The sequence below is a fragment of the Halorubrum sp. CGM5_25_10-8B genome (genome assembly GCF_005435095.1).
In the GTDB taxonomy this organism is placed as follows: domain Archaea; phylum Halobacteriota; class Halobacteria; order Halobacteriales; family Haloferacaceae; genus Halorubrum; species Halorubrum ezzemoulense.
Window position 1 is genome coordinate 50,533 of the sequence record NZ_SGTY01000010.1, and the last position, 15,024, is coordinate 65,556.

Annotated in this window: 17 protein-coding genes; 3 read left to right on the top strand and 14 right to left on the bottom strand. The window is 68.7% G+C overall.

The annotated features are described in order from the left end of the window. Position 1: 1 nt before the first annotated feature. From EXE51_RS10945 to EXE51_RS11005, 13 genes are all read right to left on the bottom strand, one after another. Positions 2-1,504, bottom strand: a complete 1,503-nt coding sequence (locus EXE51_RS10945; protein ID WP_089307827.1) for a TrkH family potassium uptake protein — start codon at positions 1,502-1,504, stop codon at positions 2-4. A gap of 10 nt (positions 1,505-1,514) precedes the next feature. Next, positions 1,515-2,852, bottom strand: a complete 1,338-nt coding sequence (gene trkA / locus EXE51_RS10950; RefSeq protein ID WP_049930049.1) for a Trk system potassium transporter TrkA — start codon at positions 2,850-2,852, stop codon at positions 1,515-1,517. A gap of 159 nt (positions 2,853-3,011) precedes the next feature. Further along, complete coding sequence (locus tag EXE51_RS10955) at positions 3,012-3,905, bottom strand: mechanosensitive ion channel family protein (protein ID WP_049930051.1); 894 nt, start codon at positions 3,903-3,905, stop codon at positions 3,012-3,014. Continuing rightward, the gene (locus EXE51_RS10960) at positions 3,905-4,150 is read right to left on the bottom strand and encodes a YhbY family RNA-binding protein (protein ID WP_137692668.1); all 246 of its coding nucleotides are present in this window, start codon (positions 4,148-4,150) and stop codon (positions 3,905-3,907) included. Before EXE51_RS10960 ends, EXE51_RS10955 begins: the two co-directional genes overlap by 1 nt. 79 nt (positions 4,151-4,229) lie before the next feature. Further along, complete coding sequence (locus tag EXE51_RS10965) at positions 4,230-4,676, bottom strand: SHOCT domain-containing protein (protein ID WP_049930053.1); 447 nt, start codon at positions 4,674-4,676, stop codon at positions 4,230-4,232. A 61-nt stretch (positions 4,677-4,737) separates the two neighbouring features. Beyond that, positions 4,738-5,244 carry a DUF5797 family protein gene (locus EXE51_RS10970; protein ID WP_089307828.1) on the bottom strand — a complete coding sequence of 169 codons (507 nt, stop codon included), beginning with the start codon at positions 5,242-5,244 and terminating at the stop codon, positions 4,738-4,740. Continuing rightward, on the bottom strand, positions 5,241-6,545 hold the full coding sequence (gene gatA, locus EXE51_RS10975) for an Asp-tRNA(Asn)/Glu-tRNA(Gln) amidotransferase subunit GatA (protein WP_049930055.1): 1,305 nt from the start codon (positions 6,543-6,545) through the stop codon (positions 5,241-5,243). Before gatA ends, EXE51_RS10970 begins: the two co-directional genes overlap by 4 nt. Beyond that, positions 6,546-6,881: an Asp-tRNA(Asn)/Glu-tRNA(Gln) amidotransferase subunit GatC gene (gene gatC, locus EXE51_RS10980; protein ID WP_137692669.1), complete on the bottom strand. Its 336-nt coding sequence runs from the start codon at positions 6,879-6,881 to the stop codon at positions 6,546-6,548. It abuts the gene before it with no gap. Positions 6,882-6,951: 70 nt separating this feature from the next. Beyond that, entirely contained in the window at positions 6,952-7,395 is a 444-nt protein-coding gene (locus EXE51_RS10985) for a DUF5788 family protein (protein ID WP_049930057.1), read from the bottom strand. A 52-nt stretch (positions 7,396-7,447) separates the two neighbouring features. Beyond that, a complete protein-coding gene (locus EXE51_RS10990; RefSeq protein ID WP_049930059.1) occupies positions 7,448-7,963 on the bottom strand; it encodes a universal stress protein in 516 nt (171 codons plus the stop codon). Positions 7,964-8,161: 198 nt separating this feature from the next. After that, positions 8,162-9,316 carry a pyridoxal phosphate-dependent aminotransferase gene (locus tag EXE51_RS10995; RefSeq protein WP_049930061.1) on the bottom strand — a complete coding sequence of 385 codons (1,155 nt, stop codon included), beginning with the start codon at positions 9,314-9,316 and terminating at the stop codon, positions 8,162-8,164. Between the two features lie 27 nt (positions 9,317-9,343). Continuing rightward, positions 9,344-9,748 carry a 6,7-dimethyl-8-ribityllumazine synthase gene (gene ribH, locus EXE51_RS11000; protein WP_049930063.1) on the bottom strand — a complete coding sequence of 135 codons (405 nt, stop codon included), beginning with the start codon at positions 9,746-9,748 and terminating at the stop codon, positions 9,344-9,346. Positions 9,749-9,856: 108 nt separating this feature from the next. Beyond that, entirely contained in the window at positions 9,857-10,165 is a 309-nt protein-coding gene (locus tag EXE51_RS11005; RefSeq protein WP_049930064.1) for a hypothetical protein, read from the bottom strand. A 164-nt stretch (positions 10,166-10,329) separates the two neighbouring features. Here EXE51_RS11005 and msrA point away from each other — a divergent pair, with 164 nt between their 5' ends. The 3 genes from msrA to EXE51_RS11020 all read left to right on the top strand — a co-directional run bounded on the left by msrA (position 10,330) and on the right by EXE51_RS11020 (position 12,796). Then, positions 10,330-10,869: a peptide-methionine (S)-S-oxide reductase MsrA gene (msrA, locus tag EXE51_RS11010; RefSeq protein ID WP_137692670.1), complete on the top strand. Its 540-nt coding sequence runs from the start codon at positions 10,330-10,332 to the stop codon at positions 10,867-10,869. Positions 10,870-11,029: 160 nt separating this feature from the next. After that, positions 11,030-11,614: a type IV pilin gene (locus EXE51_RS11015; protein WP_094520936.1), complete on the top strand. Its 585-nt coding sequence runs from the start codon at positions 11,030-11,032 to the stop codon at positions 11,612-11,614. 501 nt (positions 11,615-12,115) lie between these two features. After that, positions 12,116-12,796, top strand: a complete 681-nt coding sequence (locus tag EXE51_RS11020; RefSeq protein ID WP_086217027.1) for a metallophosphoesterase — start codon at positions 12,116-12,118, stop codon at positions 12,794-12,796. Between the two features lies 1 nt (position 12,797). On the opposite strand, the gene EXE51_RS11025 is transcribed toward EXE51_RS11020, so the two are convergent. Beyond that, positions 12,798-15,017 carry a prolyl oligopeptidase family protein gene (locus tag EXE51_RS11025; RefSeq protein WP_137692671.1) on the bottom strand — a complete coding sequence of 740 codons (2,220 nt, stop codon included), beginning with the start codon at positions 15,015-15,017 and terminating at the stop codon, positions 12,798-12,800. Between the last annotated feature and the right edge of the window lie 7 nt (positions 15,018-15,024).

Consider the following 15,024-nt stretch of genomic DNA (forward strand, 5'->3'; position numbering starts at 1 on the left):
CTCAGGAGGTCCAGAACGCCTTCGTGAACAACACGAGGACCGGGATGATCTCGATCCGGCCGATCCACATCAGGACGATCATCACGGCCCGCGTACTCAGCGGGAACGTCGCGAACGTCCCGTACGGGCCCGCGTCGCCGAACGCCGGGCCGATATTGAGGAACGTGGTCGCCGCGGCCCCGAGCGCCTCGAACTCGGTCACGCGCAGGTTCGCCCGCTCGGCGTCGACGACGATGACCACGGCGAGCAGGAAGAAGATCACGATGCTCAAGAGGAGGTACGCGTAGATGTCGCGGATCGCGCCCTCGTCGACCGGCTCCCCCGATATCCGGACCGGGCGAACGGACTCCGGGTGGATCGCGGTGAAGAGGTCCCGGCGGAACGACTTCAGCGCGACCAGCCACCGCAGCGACTTGATCGAGCAGGTGGTCGACCCGACCATCCCGCCGACGAACATCCCCATGAACAGCATGTGCTTCGCAGCGGGCGCCCACAGCACGTAGTCGGTGCTGGCGTACCCGGTCGTCGTCACGATGGACGCGACGTTGAACACTGCGTGGCGGATCGTCGCCTCGGCGCCGAAGGTGACGCTCGGATCGAGGAACAGCGCGCCCCCGACGATCGACGCGAACGTCGCCATCGCGCCGAGGTAGAAGTGAAACTCCTCGTTTCGCAGCAGGCGCATCGGCTCGCCGTTGATGGCGAAGTAGATGAGGACGAAACTGGTCGAGCCGATCACCATGAACGGGACGACCGCCCACTGGATCAGCGGGTGGAACGCGCCGACCGAGAGCGGCTCCGGCGAGAAGCCGGCGGTCGCGACGGACGTGAACGCGTGCGCGACCGCGTTGTACAGGTCCATCCGCGGGTCGACGGCGAGCCCGAGCAGGAAGTACACCGCGATCGCGAGGCCGGTGAGCCCGAAGTAGATCCCCCAGATAAGCTGTGCGGTCCGCGATATCTTCGGCGTGAGCTTGTTGACGTCTTGCGTCTGTGACTCCGACTCCATCAGCTGTGCCCCGCCGACGCCGATCTCGGAGAGCACCGCGGTCGCCAGGATCAGGATTCCGAGGCCGCCGAGCCATTGGATCACCTGCCGCCACATCATGACGGACCGCGAGTGGAGCGAGAAGTCGCGCAGCACCGTCGCGCCCGTCGTGGTGAGTCCGCTCATCGACTCGAACAGCGCGTTCACCGGGTGCGCGACCGTGCCGACGCCCGCGACGACGAAGGGGATCGCGCCGACGGCGGCGACGAGGAACCAGATCAGCGCCACCGCGAGGAACGCCTCCCGCGGGCCGAGGTCTCCCTCGGGGTCCCGTACCGACCGGAACGCCGCACCGAGCGCGAGCGAGGCGGCGATCGCCGCGAGGAACGGCACGGGCGGCTCGCCGTAGTAGAGGGCTATCAGCAGCGGAAACGCGAGCGGAACCGGGAGGGCGGCGAGGACGTCGCCAGTGAGTCCCACGCTCGCCCGCCAGCCGACGCGGATCGTGGTACTCACGTGGAGGCGGTCACGCCATCGAGGCGATCTGTCCGACCGAGTCGGACTCCACGAGGAGTATCACGTGGTCACCGGCCTGAAGTACGGTGTCCCCGCGCGGGGTGACCAGCTGGTGGTTGCGCGTGATCGCGCCGATAACGAACCGCGCGTCGCTCTCCGCGACGATGTCCGATATCGGTCGCCCCGTGAGCCCGCACCCCTCGGTGAGTTCAAGTTCGAGGACCTCCGCCTGGTCGTTTTCCAACACCGCGATGTTCTCCGCGACGCTCTCGTAGGTGAACCGGGTGATCTCCTCGGCGGTGACCGTCCGGGGATTGATCGCGATGTCGATGCCGATCTCCTCGAAGACGGTGACGTAGTCGGGGCTGTCGACGACGGCGATCACGCGGTCGACGCCGAGGCGCTTGGCGAGCACGGAGATGAGCAGGTTCTTCTCGTCGGAGCCGAGCGCCGTGACGACGATATCGGCCTCGTCGACGTGTTCGCGGGAGAGGAACTCGGTGTCGGTGGGGTCGTGTTCCATCACGACGGTGTCCGGGAGGTTCTCGGCGAGCCACCGCGCGCGGTCGGCGTCGCGCTCGATCAGCCGCGGCGTGAAGTCCCGCTCCTCCAGCAGCCGGGCGGTCTGATACCCGATCTCGCTGCCGCCGACGACGACGATCTCGTCGGCGTCGTCCGGCGTCGCCTCGGGCGCGATGTCGGTCGCGAACGACTGAACGCTCTCGGGGCTTCCGACCACCACCGCGCGGTCGCCGACGACGATGTCCGTGTCGCCGCGGGGGATCGTCATCTCGCCGTCGCGGAACAGCCCGACGAAGGTGAGCGACTCGAACCGGTCGGCCTCCGAGACGGTCTGTCCAGCGACGGGGCTCCCCTCGCCGATCTCGAACTCCGCCATCTGGACGAGCCCGCCGGCGAACGGGTCGACGTCGATCGCCGCCGGGAGCCCGATGACGCGGACGATGTTCTCCGCGGTCAACAGGTCCGTACACACCATGAAGTCGACGCCGAACGCGCCCTCGCTGCCCTGCCAGGTGCGGAGGAACTCGGTGCTTTTCACGCGGGCGATGGTGAACCCGTCGCCGAGCGTCTTCGCGGCCCCGCACGCGACGAGGTTCGTCTGGTCGTCGTCGGTACACGCGATGACCATGTCCGCGCGGTCGACGTCGGCGGCCGACTGGATCTCAGAGGACGTCCCGTCCCCGGCGATGGTGAGCACGTCGAGCTCGTACTTGAGCTGTTCCGCCCGGTCCGGATCGACGTCGACGACGACGACCTCGTGGTCCGACGCGAGACTCGCGGCGATGCTCGTCCCGACCTCGCCGGCCCCGATGACGACCACGTACATGGACCAACCCAGAGACCCGACCTTGAAGTTCGTTACTATCGGTGCTCGGGCGTACTCAGCGCGCCAGCGACGGGGAAGACGCCGCCAGACGGTTCGAGGCGCCGCCCTGCCGGGTGACGCCGCTCCACCGAGCGGGAGTTCTCCGCCGCGGCCGCCGCTTCAATCGTCTCCGCCGAACGACGAGGGATCCGTCCACTCGTTGCGTCCCGAGACGGTGCGCTGGGGGAACGGGATCGAGATGCCCGCCTCGTCGAAGCGCGCCTTGACGGCCTTCACGTAGTCGGCGCGCGCCTTCACGAAGTCCGCCCGCGAGGGGTCGTCGATCCAGATCCGCGACTGGAGGCCGACGTACGAGTCGGCCAGTTCGGTCAGCCGGACCGACGGCGCGGGGTCTTCGAGGATCGCGTCGCTCCTCTCGGCCTCCTCGACGATGATGTCCGTCGCCTTCTCCACGTCGTCCTCGTAGTCGATCCCGAAGACGAACTTCAGCCGCAGTGTCTTCTTCGCGACCGGGTTCTTCACCACGTCGCTCGTCAGCGCGTGGTTCGGCACCGTAAGCAGTTCGTTGTCGAAGGTGCGCACGCGGGTGACCCGGAAAGAGATGTCCTCGACGACCCCCGAGTTGCCGTTCCACTCGATCCAGTCGCCGATGCGGAACGGCTTGTCCGTGTAGATGAACACGCCCGCGACGAAGTTCTTGATCACGTCCTGAAGCGCGAAGCCGATCGCGAGCGTCGCCGCCGCCGCGATCGTCGCGAGCGAGCGCAGGAACCCCTGGTAGCCCGCCGCGCCGAACGCGACCGTGACGCCGGCGAACAGGACGAGGAACGCCACGATCTTCTGGAGCGGGCGCCGGGCGTGCTCGTCGAGCCCCTGTCGGTCGAACACCCGGCGGACGAGCGGCTTGACGGCCGCCTTGTACAGGACGTACGTCGCGGTGACGACGGCGAGGAAGATCGCGGCGTCGACGACGATGTCGGCCAGCGGACCGAGGTACGGCTCCAGCGTCCCCGCGACCGCGACGACTCCGGACGCGCCCGCGGGGGCGCCCATCAGTGGAGCACCGCCGTGTTGCCGCGCGTCTCGATCAGGTCGGCGCCGACCGCCTCGGCGAGCTCGTCGGCGAGTTCGTCGGTCGACGTGCCGCCGCGGGCCGCCCGAAGGAACTTCACCTTCACCAGCTTCCGGTCGTCGAGCTGGTCGGCAAGCTCGTCGACGACCGCGTCGACGCCGCTCTTCCCGACCCAGACGGTCACGTCGAGGTCGTGCGCCTCCTTCCGCAGTTCGTGGTCGTTCATACGCGGTCGAGTCGGCCGCGCGCATTGAAGCTTGAGGTTCGGTCGCGCCGGTCGCGTCGGAGCGGCGCGGCGCCCCGCGTCACCGCTCCCGCTCGGCTTCGCGTTCCGGAGCCGCGGCGCGGTTCCGCTCCGCCCACTCGGCGGCGTCCTCCGGCGTCTCGGTCTCCAGTAGGCGATCGAGCTTCCGCTCGAACTGCTCGTCGGTGAGGTCACCGTTCGCGTACCGGGTCCGCAGGCGTTCGAGAGCGTCCGTGGTGTCGCCGGCCGCCTCGCCGCGCTCCGCCGTCTCTCCGCGTTCGACGGGGGCCGACTCGGCCTCGGGCTCGACGGCGAGCGAGTCCTCCGCTTCCTCGTCGAACAACATCGAGACGACCGGAATGATCACGATGTACCCGAACAGCATGAACCCGAGCCACCAGTCGAACCCGGCCAGGAGGGCGCCGAGCCACGTGCCGGTGACCACCGTCGCGGCGATGCTGCTCGCGTTGCGGCGAAACCGCTCGCGGGGAGTGGCGGCGTCGCTCATTGGGAGGACGGTTTCCGTGCCGGTACAAAATCGTATCGGCACTCGGTCGGCCGACGGGCGCCTACTCCTCGACCTCGACCGTGATCTCGTCGCGCGCGACCGCCAGCCGGAACGTCGGCACGGTGCGGTAAACCACCTCGACGACGTTCTTGCGCTCCAGACTGCGGAGCGCCCGCCGCACCGCGTCCACCTCGGGATCGGCGTCGAACGCCTCGCGGAGCGCGTTGAGCACGCTCACGACGGACTGCGAGCGCTCGTCCGGTCCGGCGAGCACCTCGGTGACTCGCGACTCCAGCTCGGAGACGCGGATCGTCTCCGGGACCGCGCCGCGCGCGACCGCGTCGGGCTCGACCCCGGGCTCGACGTCGACGAGGTCGTTCGCCTCCGCCGTCGCGCGGATCAGGCTGTCGTCGTCGCGGTAGTAGTACTCCTTCAGGTGGTTCTCGAGGTAGCCGTGGACCTCGCTGCCGCTCTCCATCTCCCAGGCGTCCTGGAGCTCGCCGTTCTTCGTCGGCTGGAGGCGGACCACGTCCGCCAGTCGGTCCCGCTCCTCGTCCGTGAGGCTCATCTGTCTTCGACCGCGCTCGCGGCGCGGACGATGGTCTCCTCGCCGAACTTCGGCCCGACGAGCTGGAGCCCGACCGGGAGCCCGTCGGCCTCGCCGGCGGGGACCGAGATCGCTGGGAGGTTCGCGAGGTTGGCCGGCGTCGTGTTCGCGTCGGCGAGGTACATCCGCAGCGGGTCGTCGAGGCTCTCGCCTAGTTCGAAGGGGAGGACCGGCATGGTCGGCGAGGCGATGACATCTACCTCGTCGAACGCCGCCTCGAAGTCCTGCCGGACCCACGCGCGGGCGTCCTGCGCCTTCTCGTAGTACTTGTCGTGATACCCGGCCGAGAGCGCGTACGTGCCGAGGAGGATCCGGCGCTTGACCTCCGCCCCGAACCCCTCCTCGCGCGTCTCCGCGAACGACTCGTTCCAGTTGCCGTCGGCGCCGCTCCGGTGGCCGTACCGGACCCCGTCGAAGCGCGCGAGGTTCGAGGACGCCTCCGCCATCGCGATCACGTAGTACGCCTGGACCGCGTGCTCGACGGACGGCAGGGAGATGTCGGTCGTCTCCGCGCCCTGCGCTTCGAGGTCCGCGATCGCGGCCTCGACCGTCTCGACGACGCGCTCGTCGGCGCCCTCGAACAGCTCCGTGGGGACGCCGATCGTCAGCCCCGCCACGTCGCCGTCCGCGGCCGCGGCGTAGCTCGCGTCCGGGTCCGCGCCCTCGACCTCGCGCAGGTCGCGGGTCGTCCCGTCGTGGGGGTCGTCGCCGGCGATGACGTCGAGCGCTGCGGCGGCCTCTTCGACGGTGCCCGCGATCGGCCCGATCTGTTCGAGCGAGTTCGCGTACGCGATGAGCCCGTACCGGGAGACGAGCCCGTACGTCGGCTTGATCCCGACGACGCCGCAGAACGCGGCCGGACAGCGCACCGAGCCGCCGGTGTCGGAGCCGAGCGCGACGTCCGCCTCGCCCGCCGCGACCGCGGCCGCGGAGCCGCCCGAGGAGCCGCCCGGGACGCGGTCGGTGTCGACCGGGTTCCGGGTGGGGCCGAACGCCGAGGTCTCGGTCGTCGTCCCCATCCCGAACTCGTCCATGTTCGTCTTCCCGACGACCGTCGCGCCCGCGTCGGTCAGCCGGTCGACCACGGTCGCGGAGTAGGGCGGGACGTAGTCGGCGAGCATCTCCGAGCCGCAGGTCGTCCGGACCCCCTCGGTGGAGATGTTGTCCTTCACCGCCACGGTCGCGTCCGCGAGGGGACCGTCCGCGTCCGCGTCGCCCTCGATCCGCTCCTCCGTCACGAAGGCGTTGATGTCGGCCGCCATCTACGACACCTTCGGGCCGACGAAGAAGCCGTCTTCCGTCTCCTCGGCGTTCGCGAGCGCCTCCTCCTGCGAGAGGCCGTCGCGGACCTCGTCGAGGCGCATCACGTTGACGAGGTCCTCCTCGCGTTCGGTCTCGGGGACCTCGTCGAGCGCCTCGAAGTACTCTAAGATGTCGCCGAACTGCGCCGCGAACTCGTCGACCTCGTCGTCGGCGAGCCTGACGCGCGCCAGGTCGGCGACGTGACGGACCTCCTCGGCGTCGACGGCGGCCGCGGCGTCGTCGCCCCCGTCGGGGGACTCCCCCGCGTCATCCGTCGACTCGGACGTATCGCTCATACGAGCAGGTGTCCCGGACCGGGAGTAAGGGTTTCGGAACGTCGCATCGGACGCCCGCCGAGGCCCGCGATCACCGGACCTCGTCGACGAAGGCGAGCCAGCGCTCGTGGCCGTCCAGCGTCGCGGAGCGGTGCGCGTCGGCGAAGTCGGGGTGGCGGATCGTCTCCAATGCGTTCAGCGCCCGGTCGATCCCGACGACCTCGTCCGCGAGCCGTTCGGCGGTCTCACGGTCGAGCGGGGGGTCATCGGGGGTGTCGCCCGCGTTGGTTTCGGCACCTTCGCCTCGCAGTCGGGCCATCCGACGCTCGCGCTCGGCGCGGAGCGTCGACTTCACCGACGACACCTTGCGCTCGACCTCCGGCGGGACCGTGTCGACGGCGCGCGTCTCCACGATGAACTCGGAGAGGTCGACCGCGGTGCCGTCGATGGTGACCTCGTCCGGGACCGACGCGCCGACCGTCGCGCTCTGGCTGGTGACCCGGTCGAGTATCGCCTCTCGCTCGGCCTCGTCCATGCGGTCCCGTTGCGGGGCGCCGGGAAAATGTGCTGCGGTGACGGAGCGACCGTCACTCGCCGTCCGATTCGTCCGCCCGGACCGTCACGACGGGCGCGTCCGCCAGCCGCACGACTTTCTCTGTGACGCTCCCCAGCAGGTAGCGCTCGACGCCGGTGCGGCCGTGGGTCCCCATCACGATGAGGTCGGCGTCGTGGTCGTCGGCGTACTGGAGGATCGCCGAGTGAGGGGTCCCCATCTCGACGGCCGTCGTCATGTCGATGTCGTCCGGTGACTCCGCCGCGGCCCCGACGAGCTCTCTCGCGTGAGCGGTGAGCTCGGCCTCCACCTCGTCGGCGTCGACGTCCTCGTGTCTGCCGATGTAGCCCGTCTCCGGCGAGACCCCGCTCATCGCCTGGCTGTCTTCGTGGACGAACGCCCCGCTCACGCCGAGGCCGCCCTCGCGGGTGTCGACGACGTGGACCACGTGGACCGTCGCGTCGAACGCCGACGCGAGTTCGCTCACGTGTGCCGCCGCCGCTTCCGAGCCGGCGCTTCCGTCCGTCGGGAACAGTATGTTGTCGTACATCGTACCACCGAGTTGAAACTTCACGGAGCAGCGGTAAAAACGCACCGCAGATTCGCGCTACTGGGGGATGCGGCCGCTCAGCTGGAGAATTCAGCGACGACGCACCGACGAAAAGCGAGGCGATGCGTCGACCGGGAGGGCTCCCGAGAGCGTGGCGGTGCGCCGGCCGCGACGCGCCGGTCCGGAGACCGTCCCCCGCTACAGCAGGTCGTTCGAGACGAGGCGGTCGACCGCCTCGCGCAGGCGCTCTTCGCTCGCGGCGTAGGAGATGCGCGCGTAGCCCGGGGCGTTGAACGCGCTCCCGGGGACGCAGGCGACCGCGGCCTCCTCGATCGCCGCCTCGCACCACGCCTGATCGTCGTCGTCGACGGGGATCATCATGTAGAACGCGCCGTCGCCGACGTCGACGTCGACGCCGTGCTCGTCGAACAGGTCGACGAGGAGGTCGCGGCGGTCGGCGAAGGCGTCGCGCATCTCCTCAACCGCCGCCTCGGTGTTCTCTAAGGCCTCGATCCCGGCGCGCTGGACGAAGTTCGTCGCGCAGGAGACGGAGTGGGAGTGGAGCTTGCCCGCCTCGCCGACGAACTCGTCGGTGGCGTGGAGGTAGCCGAGCCGCCAGCCGGTCATCGAGTACGCCTTCGAGAAGCCGTTGATCGTCACCGTGCGGTCGGCCATCCCGTCGAGGCTCGCGAGCGAGACGTGCTCGGCGTCGTAGACGATGCGCTCGTATATCTCGTCGGAGATGACCGCAACGTCGTGCTCGACGGCGAGGTCGCGAACGCCCTCCATCGCGGCCTCGGAGAACACCGCGCCGGTGGGATTGGACGGGGAGTTGACGACGAGGAGTTCGGTGTCGTCGGAGACCGTCTCGGCGAGCTCGTCGAGCGCGGGCTCCAGCTGGAACCCGTGCGGCGCGAGGTCGACCCGAGAGAGGTCGCCGCCGGCGAGCTTCGCCATCGCCTCGTAGGAGACCCACGCGGGGTCGAGGAGCACGACCTCGTCGCCCTCGTCGATCAGCGTCTGGAACGTCTCGTACAGCGCCTGCTTGCCGCCGGGGGTGACGATCACCTCGTCCGCGTCGGCGTCGATCCCGGTGCCGCGGAGCTTCGCCGCGATCGCCTCCTTGAGTTCGGGCACGCCGTTCGAGGAGGTGTATCCCGTGTGGCCTGCGTCGAGCGCGTCCTTGCCCGCTTCGACGACGTTCTCCGGGGTGTCGAAGTCGGGCTCGCCGACCGAGAGGTCGACGATGTCGGCTCCTTCGGCCTCCTTCTCCGCCGCGAGGTTCGATATCGCCAGCGTCGCGCTGGGCTCTACGCGTCCGATCCGCTCCGAGAAGTCGTATGCGTCGCTCATGTGTCGTGTGTAGTCGGCTCGTGGGTGTCAGTCGAGTTCCTCGGCGAGGTCAATCGCCGCCGCGGCCGCGTCCGCGCCCTTGTCGATCCGCTCGCGCGCCTCCGCGCCGGACATCCCGGGGCCGCTCACGCCGAAGGTGACCGGCGTGTCCCGGTCGAGGCTCACGTCGGTGAGCTTCTCGGCGGTCGCGGTCGCGATGACCCGGTCGTGGTCGGTGTCGCCGGTGACGATGGCGCCGACGACCGCGACCGCGTCGACGTCCTCGCGGCGCGCGAGGCGGTCGGCGGCCAGCGGGCTGTCGTACGCGCCCGGCACGCTCAGTTCGTCGACGACGACGGCGTCGCGGTCGGCCGCCGCCTCGCGGGCGGCCTCGGCCATCGGCTCCGTGACGGAGTCGTTGAACCGCGCCACCACCAGTCCCAGCGAGACCATACCGGGACTGGAGCGGGCGACGGCAAAGGTCTACCGTTCGACCGCAGGGTTGCCGGGCGAACGCGTTCGGCGACGGGGGCGGTCGGAGCCCGACCGCCGGACACGAGGTCACGCGCGTGAGGCGATCGGGTCCCGTCCCGCCCACAGGACGTAGAACCCGTACAGCAGCAGCGACAGGAACCCGACCAGAAGCGAGACGGCGAGGAGGAGCCCGATCGGAGGGGGAAGCGAAACGATCGGTCCCTGTTCGAGTCCGATCACGGCTCGGAGGCCGAACCAGAGGACGAACGCCGGGAGGACGTACCGTTTGGCGCGGTTGGTCCCGGTCACTCGTTCGGCAACCACGATGACGCAGATCCCGACCAGCGGGATGAGCATGGATAGAGCGTTTTCGCCACCACCGAACCACTCGATCATCTGGGGGACATCTCCGCTCGGAGAACTTGGTGCCTCGGTTCGCTGATTCCTCGGACGGGGTCCGGCACGTCGTGACCGCGATTCGGGTTAGCTGTGGATCGCCAGCCGGCACACCCGCCGCACGCCGCGGGTCATTAATACGTCTGCGACGCCAACGGGATCCCATGACAGAGAACGAGACCGCGACGGTCGGCGGCGGCTGCTTCTGGTGCGTCGAGGCGGCGTTCAAGCAGCTCGACGGGATCGAAAGCGTCACCTCCGGCTACGCCGGCGGCCACGCGGACGACCCGACCTACCGCGAGGTGTGTACCGGCAACACCGGCCACGCGGAGGTCGTCCAGGTCGAGTACGACGCCGACGCCCTCTCCTACGAGGACATCCTCGAAGTGTTCTTCACGGTCCACGACCCGACGCAACTGAACCGACAGGGCCCGGACGTTGGGAGCCAGTACCGCTCGATCGTGCTCTCTCACGACGACGAGCAGCGGCGGCTCGCGGAGGAGTACGTGGCGGCCCTCGACGAGGAGGGCGGCTACGACGACGAGGTCGTGACCGAGGTCGAACCGCTGGAGACGTTCTACCGCGCCGAGGAGAAACACCAGGACTACTTCGAGAAGAACCCGGCCGACGCCTACTGTACGATGCACGCGCAGCCGAAGGTTGAGAAGGTCCGCGAGCGGTTCCGCGAGAAGGTCAAAGCGTAGGGACCGGTAGGGAACGCCTCCGAGGCCTCATTCATCCGTTGATAAATAGCCGGCTCCGTTGAAATCCTTAATCATTGATAGGATCGGCGTGCGAGATACAGGAGATACATTCAGCAGCAAGTCCGGTAACTGTATTCGCCAGTAGCGCATAGAAATGGCAATGAGCCAGCAGGATCGCGCTGTCACACCCGTTATCTCGACTATTCTTGTGGTGGCAATTGTCGTTATTTTAGCGGCGACAGTCTCTGTGGCCTTCTTGGGGATTACAGAGAATCTTACTGAACCCGCTCCGATTGTCGGAGATACAACTGGTGAACTCATTCCTGGAGGTGGGGAGAATGAGCAAGTTGTCCAGATTACACACGTTGCTGGTGACAGTATTGCTGTTGAGGAGATTGAGATTATTGTTCGAGTATCTGGCTCTGGTAGTGAGTTTCCCAAGGAGGCACGATTAGTCAACCTCCCTAGTGATGGACCCTTTCCACGCTCGATCGACAACGATGATATACAGGGAGATAATTTGGTTGATTCAACAGGTGGACAGTTTACTTCCGAATACAATGGAGATCAAATAATAGTCGTTGACGATTCAAATATATGGTCTCCAAGTGACACGATCCAATTCCGATTAAATAGTGGAGATGAGGGGGTTGATTTTAGCGATGGTGACGCTGACGAACTTGAGGTTGTTATCGTACACAAGCCCTCAAATGCGATTATTTCGGAGCATACGTTCAGGCCATAGATGCTGAATACGCGCTCTGTATTCAGTACGACTCCAAGAACGTATCCCCTGCTGAGGATTTCAACAGACCCAAACGGTCGTTTGCGAATCGGTGGAGAACACCACCGAAGCCCCAGTCGCGAGGCCGCAGTACGCTCGTTGCGCTCCTCGCTCGCTCCGCTCGCTGCGGTGCTTACGTCGCCTACTGCGGCCTCGCGACTGCCCCTTCGAGTCCCATCCGACCGCGACCGCACCGCACCTCACGGCTCCCCAGCCTCGTCGCCGGACGATGTCCGGTTGTAAGCGAGAGCGGTGCTCTCGCCCTGTCGGTGGTCCTCCGCTTCGCTTCGGACCACCGACTCCTCGCGCGTGCTCCTCGCAGCCGCCTTCGGCGGCCGCTCGCAGGCACGCGCCACCGCGGATACCTATTAAAATGCCTCCCGAAACCTCACACCCCGGTCACTCGTCTTATGGCCCCTCTTGCCACAACCTATTCCCTCCCGCCATTCGAATCACGTCTCGATGAAGATCGGTCTCATCTCGGACGTTCACGCGAACCTCCCCGCGCTGGAGACGGTCCTCGACGACATGCCGACGGTCGACCGCATCTACTGCGCGGGCGACGTGGTCGGCTACAACCCGTGGCCCGCCGACTGCGTCGAGCGCGTGCGCGATGTCGCGGCCGCGACAGTGCGCGGGAACCACGACCGCACCGTCGAGACCCCCGAGCGCTACCGCGCCAACCGGATGGCGGAGGCGGGGCTCGAACGCGCGAAGGCGTCGCTGTCGGCCGACCAGCGCGACTGGATCGGTGCTCTCCCGCGCACGGAGACGTTCGGGGGCGACCGGTACCTGCTCGCCCACTCCCACCCCGCCGCCGAGCGCGAGGACGCCTACGTCTACCCGGACGACTTCCCGACCCTCGACCGGCACATGGGGGAGTACGACGGGATCGTCCTCGGCCACACCCACGTTCAGGGGGTCCGCGAGGTGGCCGGCGGCTTCGTCTGTAACCCGGGCAGCGTCGGCCAGCCCCGCGACGGCGACCCGCGGGCGGGCTACGCGGTCCTCGACACGACGGCCGACGGGGCCGACGCGGTCGAGACGCATCGCGTGGAGTACGACATCGACCGCGTCGCCGAGGCGGTCCGCGAGGCCGACCTGCCGGACCTGACCGCCGAGCGCCTCTACGAAGGGGAGTGAGTCAGGCGCCGTCGGCGGGATCGCCGGCGGCCTCCCCGCCCACGCCGCGATCGTCGCTCCCGACCTTCACGTCCAACCGCTCGTAGAGGAACGCCCACGAGTCGGTCTGCTCGTCGACGACCATCGAGGCGGGCTTGCCGACGCCGTGGCCCGTCTCTGACTTGGTCCGCAGGAGGAAGGGGCCGCCCTCGGCCTCGTGCTGGAGCCGCGCGGTCATCTTCCGGGCGTGCGAGGGGTGGACGCGCGTGTCGCTCGCGGCCGTGGTGAAGTAGACGGGCGGGTGGGTCGCGTCGGGATCGACGTTGTGGTACGGCGAATACTCCTTGAGATACTCGAACGCCTCCGGGTCCTCGGGGTGACCGTACTCCGTCGTCCACGACTCGCCGAGCAGGAACCGGTGGAACCGGAGCATGTCCAGCAGCGGGACCGCGCACTGCGCGGCCGCCCACAGATCCGGGCGCTGGGTGACCACCGCGCCGACCGAGAGCCCTCCGTTCGACCCGCCGGCGACCGCGAGGTGGTCCGCGTCGGTGAGCCCCGACTCGCAGAGCGCCTCGCCCGCCGCGACGAAGTCGTCGAAGGTGTGCTGTTTGTCTTCCAGCATGCCGGCCTCGTGCCAGGGCTCGCCGTACTCGTAGCCGCCGCGGGCGCACACCGCCGCGAACGCGCCGCCGTCGGCGAGGAACGGGAGCCGGAACCGGCCGAACGAGGGCGTGATGCTGTTGCGGAATCCGCCGTAGCCGTACAGCACGGTCGGACGGGGACCCTCAACGTTCACTTCCTCGCGGTAGCAGACGAACACCGGCACCTCGGCGCCGTCCGTCGAGTCGACGAACCGCTGTTCGACGACGAGGTCGTCGGGAACGGGGAGGTCCACCGAGTCGACCTCCGCCGACGCGAGTTCGGGCGCGTCGCCGCCCTCGCCGACCCCGTCGCCTTCGCCCGGCGATTCGTCGGCGAGGTCGAGTTTCCGAACCGCCGGCGGGCGGTCGAAGCCGGTCAGGCCGAAGAACGCCTCGGGCGCGTCGCGGTTCCCGGAGACCCACGTGACAGAGCAGTACGACGGCAGCGAGACGTCTCGGAGGTGCGTCCCGTCGCGGTCGTGGACAGAGAGCCGCGAGTGGGCGTCCCGCTGGCGGTGGACGAGGAGGCGATCCGGGGTCGGCACGACCGACTGGAGGATCCCCTCGCCGCCGGGGAGGACCTCGCGGCACTCCTCGAACGAGAGGTCCCCCTCGCGGAAGCGGTCGACGGAGCAGGCGAGCAGCCGTCGCCGGGGTGCGCCGTGGTCCGTCGAGACGAACGCCGTTCCGTCGTGGAACCGGACGGAGGTCTCGGCGTCGGTGTCGGTCAGGACCGGCCGGAGGTCGCCGTCGACTCGGACGTACCACTCGGTGCCGCCCACCATCTCGGAGAAAGCGACCGCGAGCAGTCCCGAGTCCGGGTCAACGGTCACGCGCGGCCAGACGTGCTGGTCGTCGTGTTCGAGGAGGACCGACTCCGCGTCGGGGCCGTCCGCGAACCGGAACCGGCGGATCTCCTTGTCCATCTGCGCGCCGTCGGCCGCGCCGCCGGTGGCGACGTAGACGAGCCCCTCGTCGTCGGCCGTCCACGCGAGGCTCCCGGCGTTGACGCGGCCGCGCTCGGGGAGGGACGCGATCTCTTCGACGCCCGGGCCGTATCCCTCGGCCTCCGGAGACTCAACTCCGGAGTCGCTCGGATCAGGGACCGACAGGACGCGCACGTCGTAGTTCTCGTCGCCCCCGTCGGTGACGCCGACCGCGACGCGCTCGCCGTCGTGGGAGGGGACGTACCACGCCATCGACCGGGGCGGGCGGTCGCCATCGCGGTTCGCCGCCCACGCGTTCGGGTCGACGAGGACGCGGTCGGTGCCGTCCGGCGCGTCGCGGACGACGAGCCGAGCGTGGTCCGCGCCGGGCTCGCGGACCGTTGCGAAGTACCGGCCCTCGCGAACGCTGATCGGACCGTAGTCGGCCACCTCGACGAGGTCCGCGAAGCGCGGGCGGAGGCGGTCGCGGAGGGCGTCGTCGAGCGCGGCGTCGACGTGGTCGTTCTGGGCGTCGGCCCACTCGCTGACCGCCGCGTCGTCGCCTTCGAGCCACCGGTACGGGTCGTCGACGTCGATCCCGTGGAGCGTCTCCGTGACGGCCTCGCGTCTGGTCTCCGGCGGGGACGGCGCCGGAGCGGACTGTCGTGACATACGTTCG

Coding starts and splice junctions, on each gene's coding strand:
- trkA (WP_049930049.1), bottom strand. CDS start 2,852: ATGTACGTGGTCGTCATCGGGGCCGGCGAGGTCGGGACGAGCATCGCC.
- EXE51_RS10955 (WP_049930051.1), bottom strand. CDS start 3,905: ATGGGCGCCCCCGCGGGCGCGTCCGGAGTCGTCGCGGTCGCGGGGACG.
- EXE51_RS10960 (WP_137692668.1), bottom strand. CDS start 4,150: ATGAACGACCACGAACTGCGGAAGGAGGCGCACGACCTCGACGTGACC.
- EXE51_RS10965 (WP_049930053.1), bottom strand. CDS start 4,676: ATGAGCGACGCCGCCACTCCCCGCGAGCGGTTTCGCCGCAACGCGAGC.
- EXE51_RS10970 (WP_089307828.1), bottom strand. CDS start 5,244: ATGAGCCTCACGGACGAGGAGCGGGACCGACTGGCGGACGTGGTCCGC.
- gatA (WP_049930055.1), bottom strand. CDS start 6,545: ATGGCGGCCGACATCAACGCCTTCGTGACGGAGGAGCGGATCGAGGGC.
- gatC (WP_137692669.1), bottom strand. CDS start 6,881: ATGAGCGATACGTCCGAGTCGACGGATGACGCGGGGGAGTCCCCCGAC.
- EXE51_RS10985 (WP_049930057.1), bottom strand. CDS start 7,395: ATGGACGAGGCCGAGCGAGAGGCGATACTCGACCGGGTCACCAGCCAG.
- EXE51_RS10990 (WP_049930059.1), bottom strand. CDS start 7,963: ATGTACGACAACATACTGTTCCCGACGGACGGAAGCGCCGGCTCGGAA.
- EXE51_RS10995 (WP_049930061.1), bottom strand. CDS start 9,316: ATGAGCGACGCATACGACTTCTCGGAGCGGATCGGACGCGTAGAGCCC.
- ribH (WP_049930063.1), bottom strand. CDS start 9,748: ATGGTCTCGCTGGGACTGGTGGTGGCGCGGTTCAACGACTCCGTCACG.
- EXE51_RS11005 (WP_049930064.1), bottom strand. CDS start 10,165: ATGATCGAGTGGTTCGGTGGTGGCGAAAACGCTCTATCCATGCTCATC.
- msrA (WP_137692670.1), top strand. CDS start 10,330: ATGACAGAGAACGAGACCGCGACGGTCGGCGGCGGCTGCTTCTGGTGC.
- EXE51_RS11015 (WP_094520936.1), top strand. CDS start 11,030: ATGAGCCAGCAGGATCGCGCTGTCACACCCGTTATCTCGACTATTCTT.
- EXE51_RS11020 (WP_086217027.1), top strand. CDS start 12,116: ATGAAGATCGGTCTCATCTCGGACGTTCACGCGAACCTCCCCGCGCTG.
- EXE51_RS11025 (WP_137692671.1), bottom strand. CDS start 15,017: ATGTCACGACAGTCCGCTCCGGCGCCGTCCCCGCCGGAGACCAGACGC.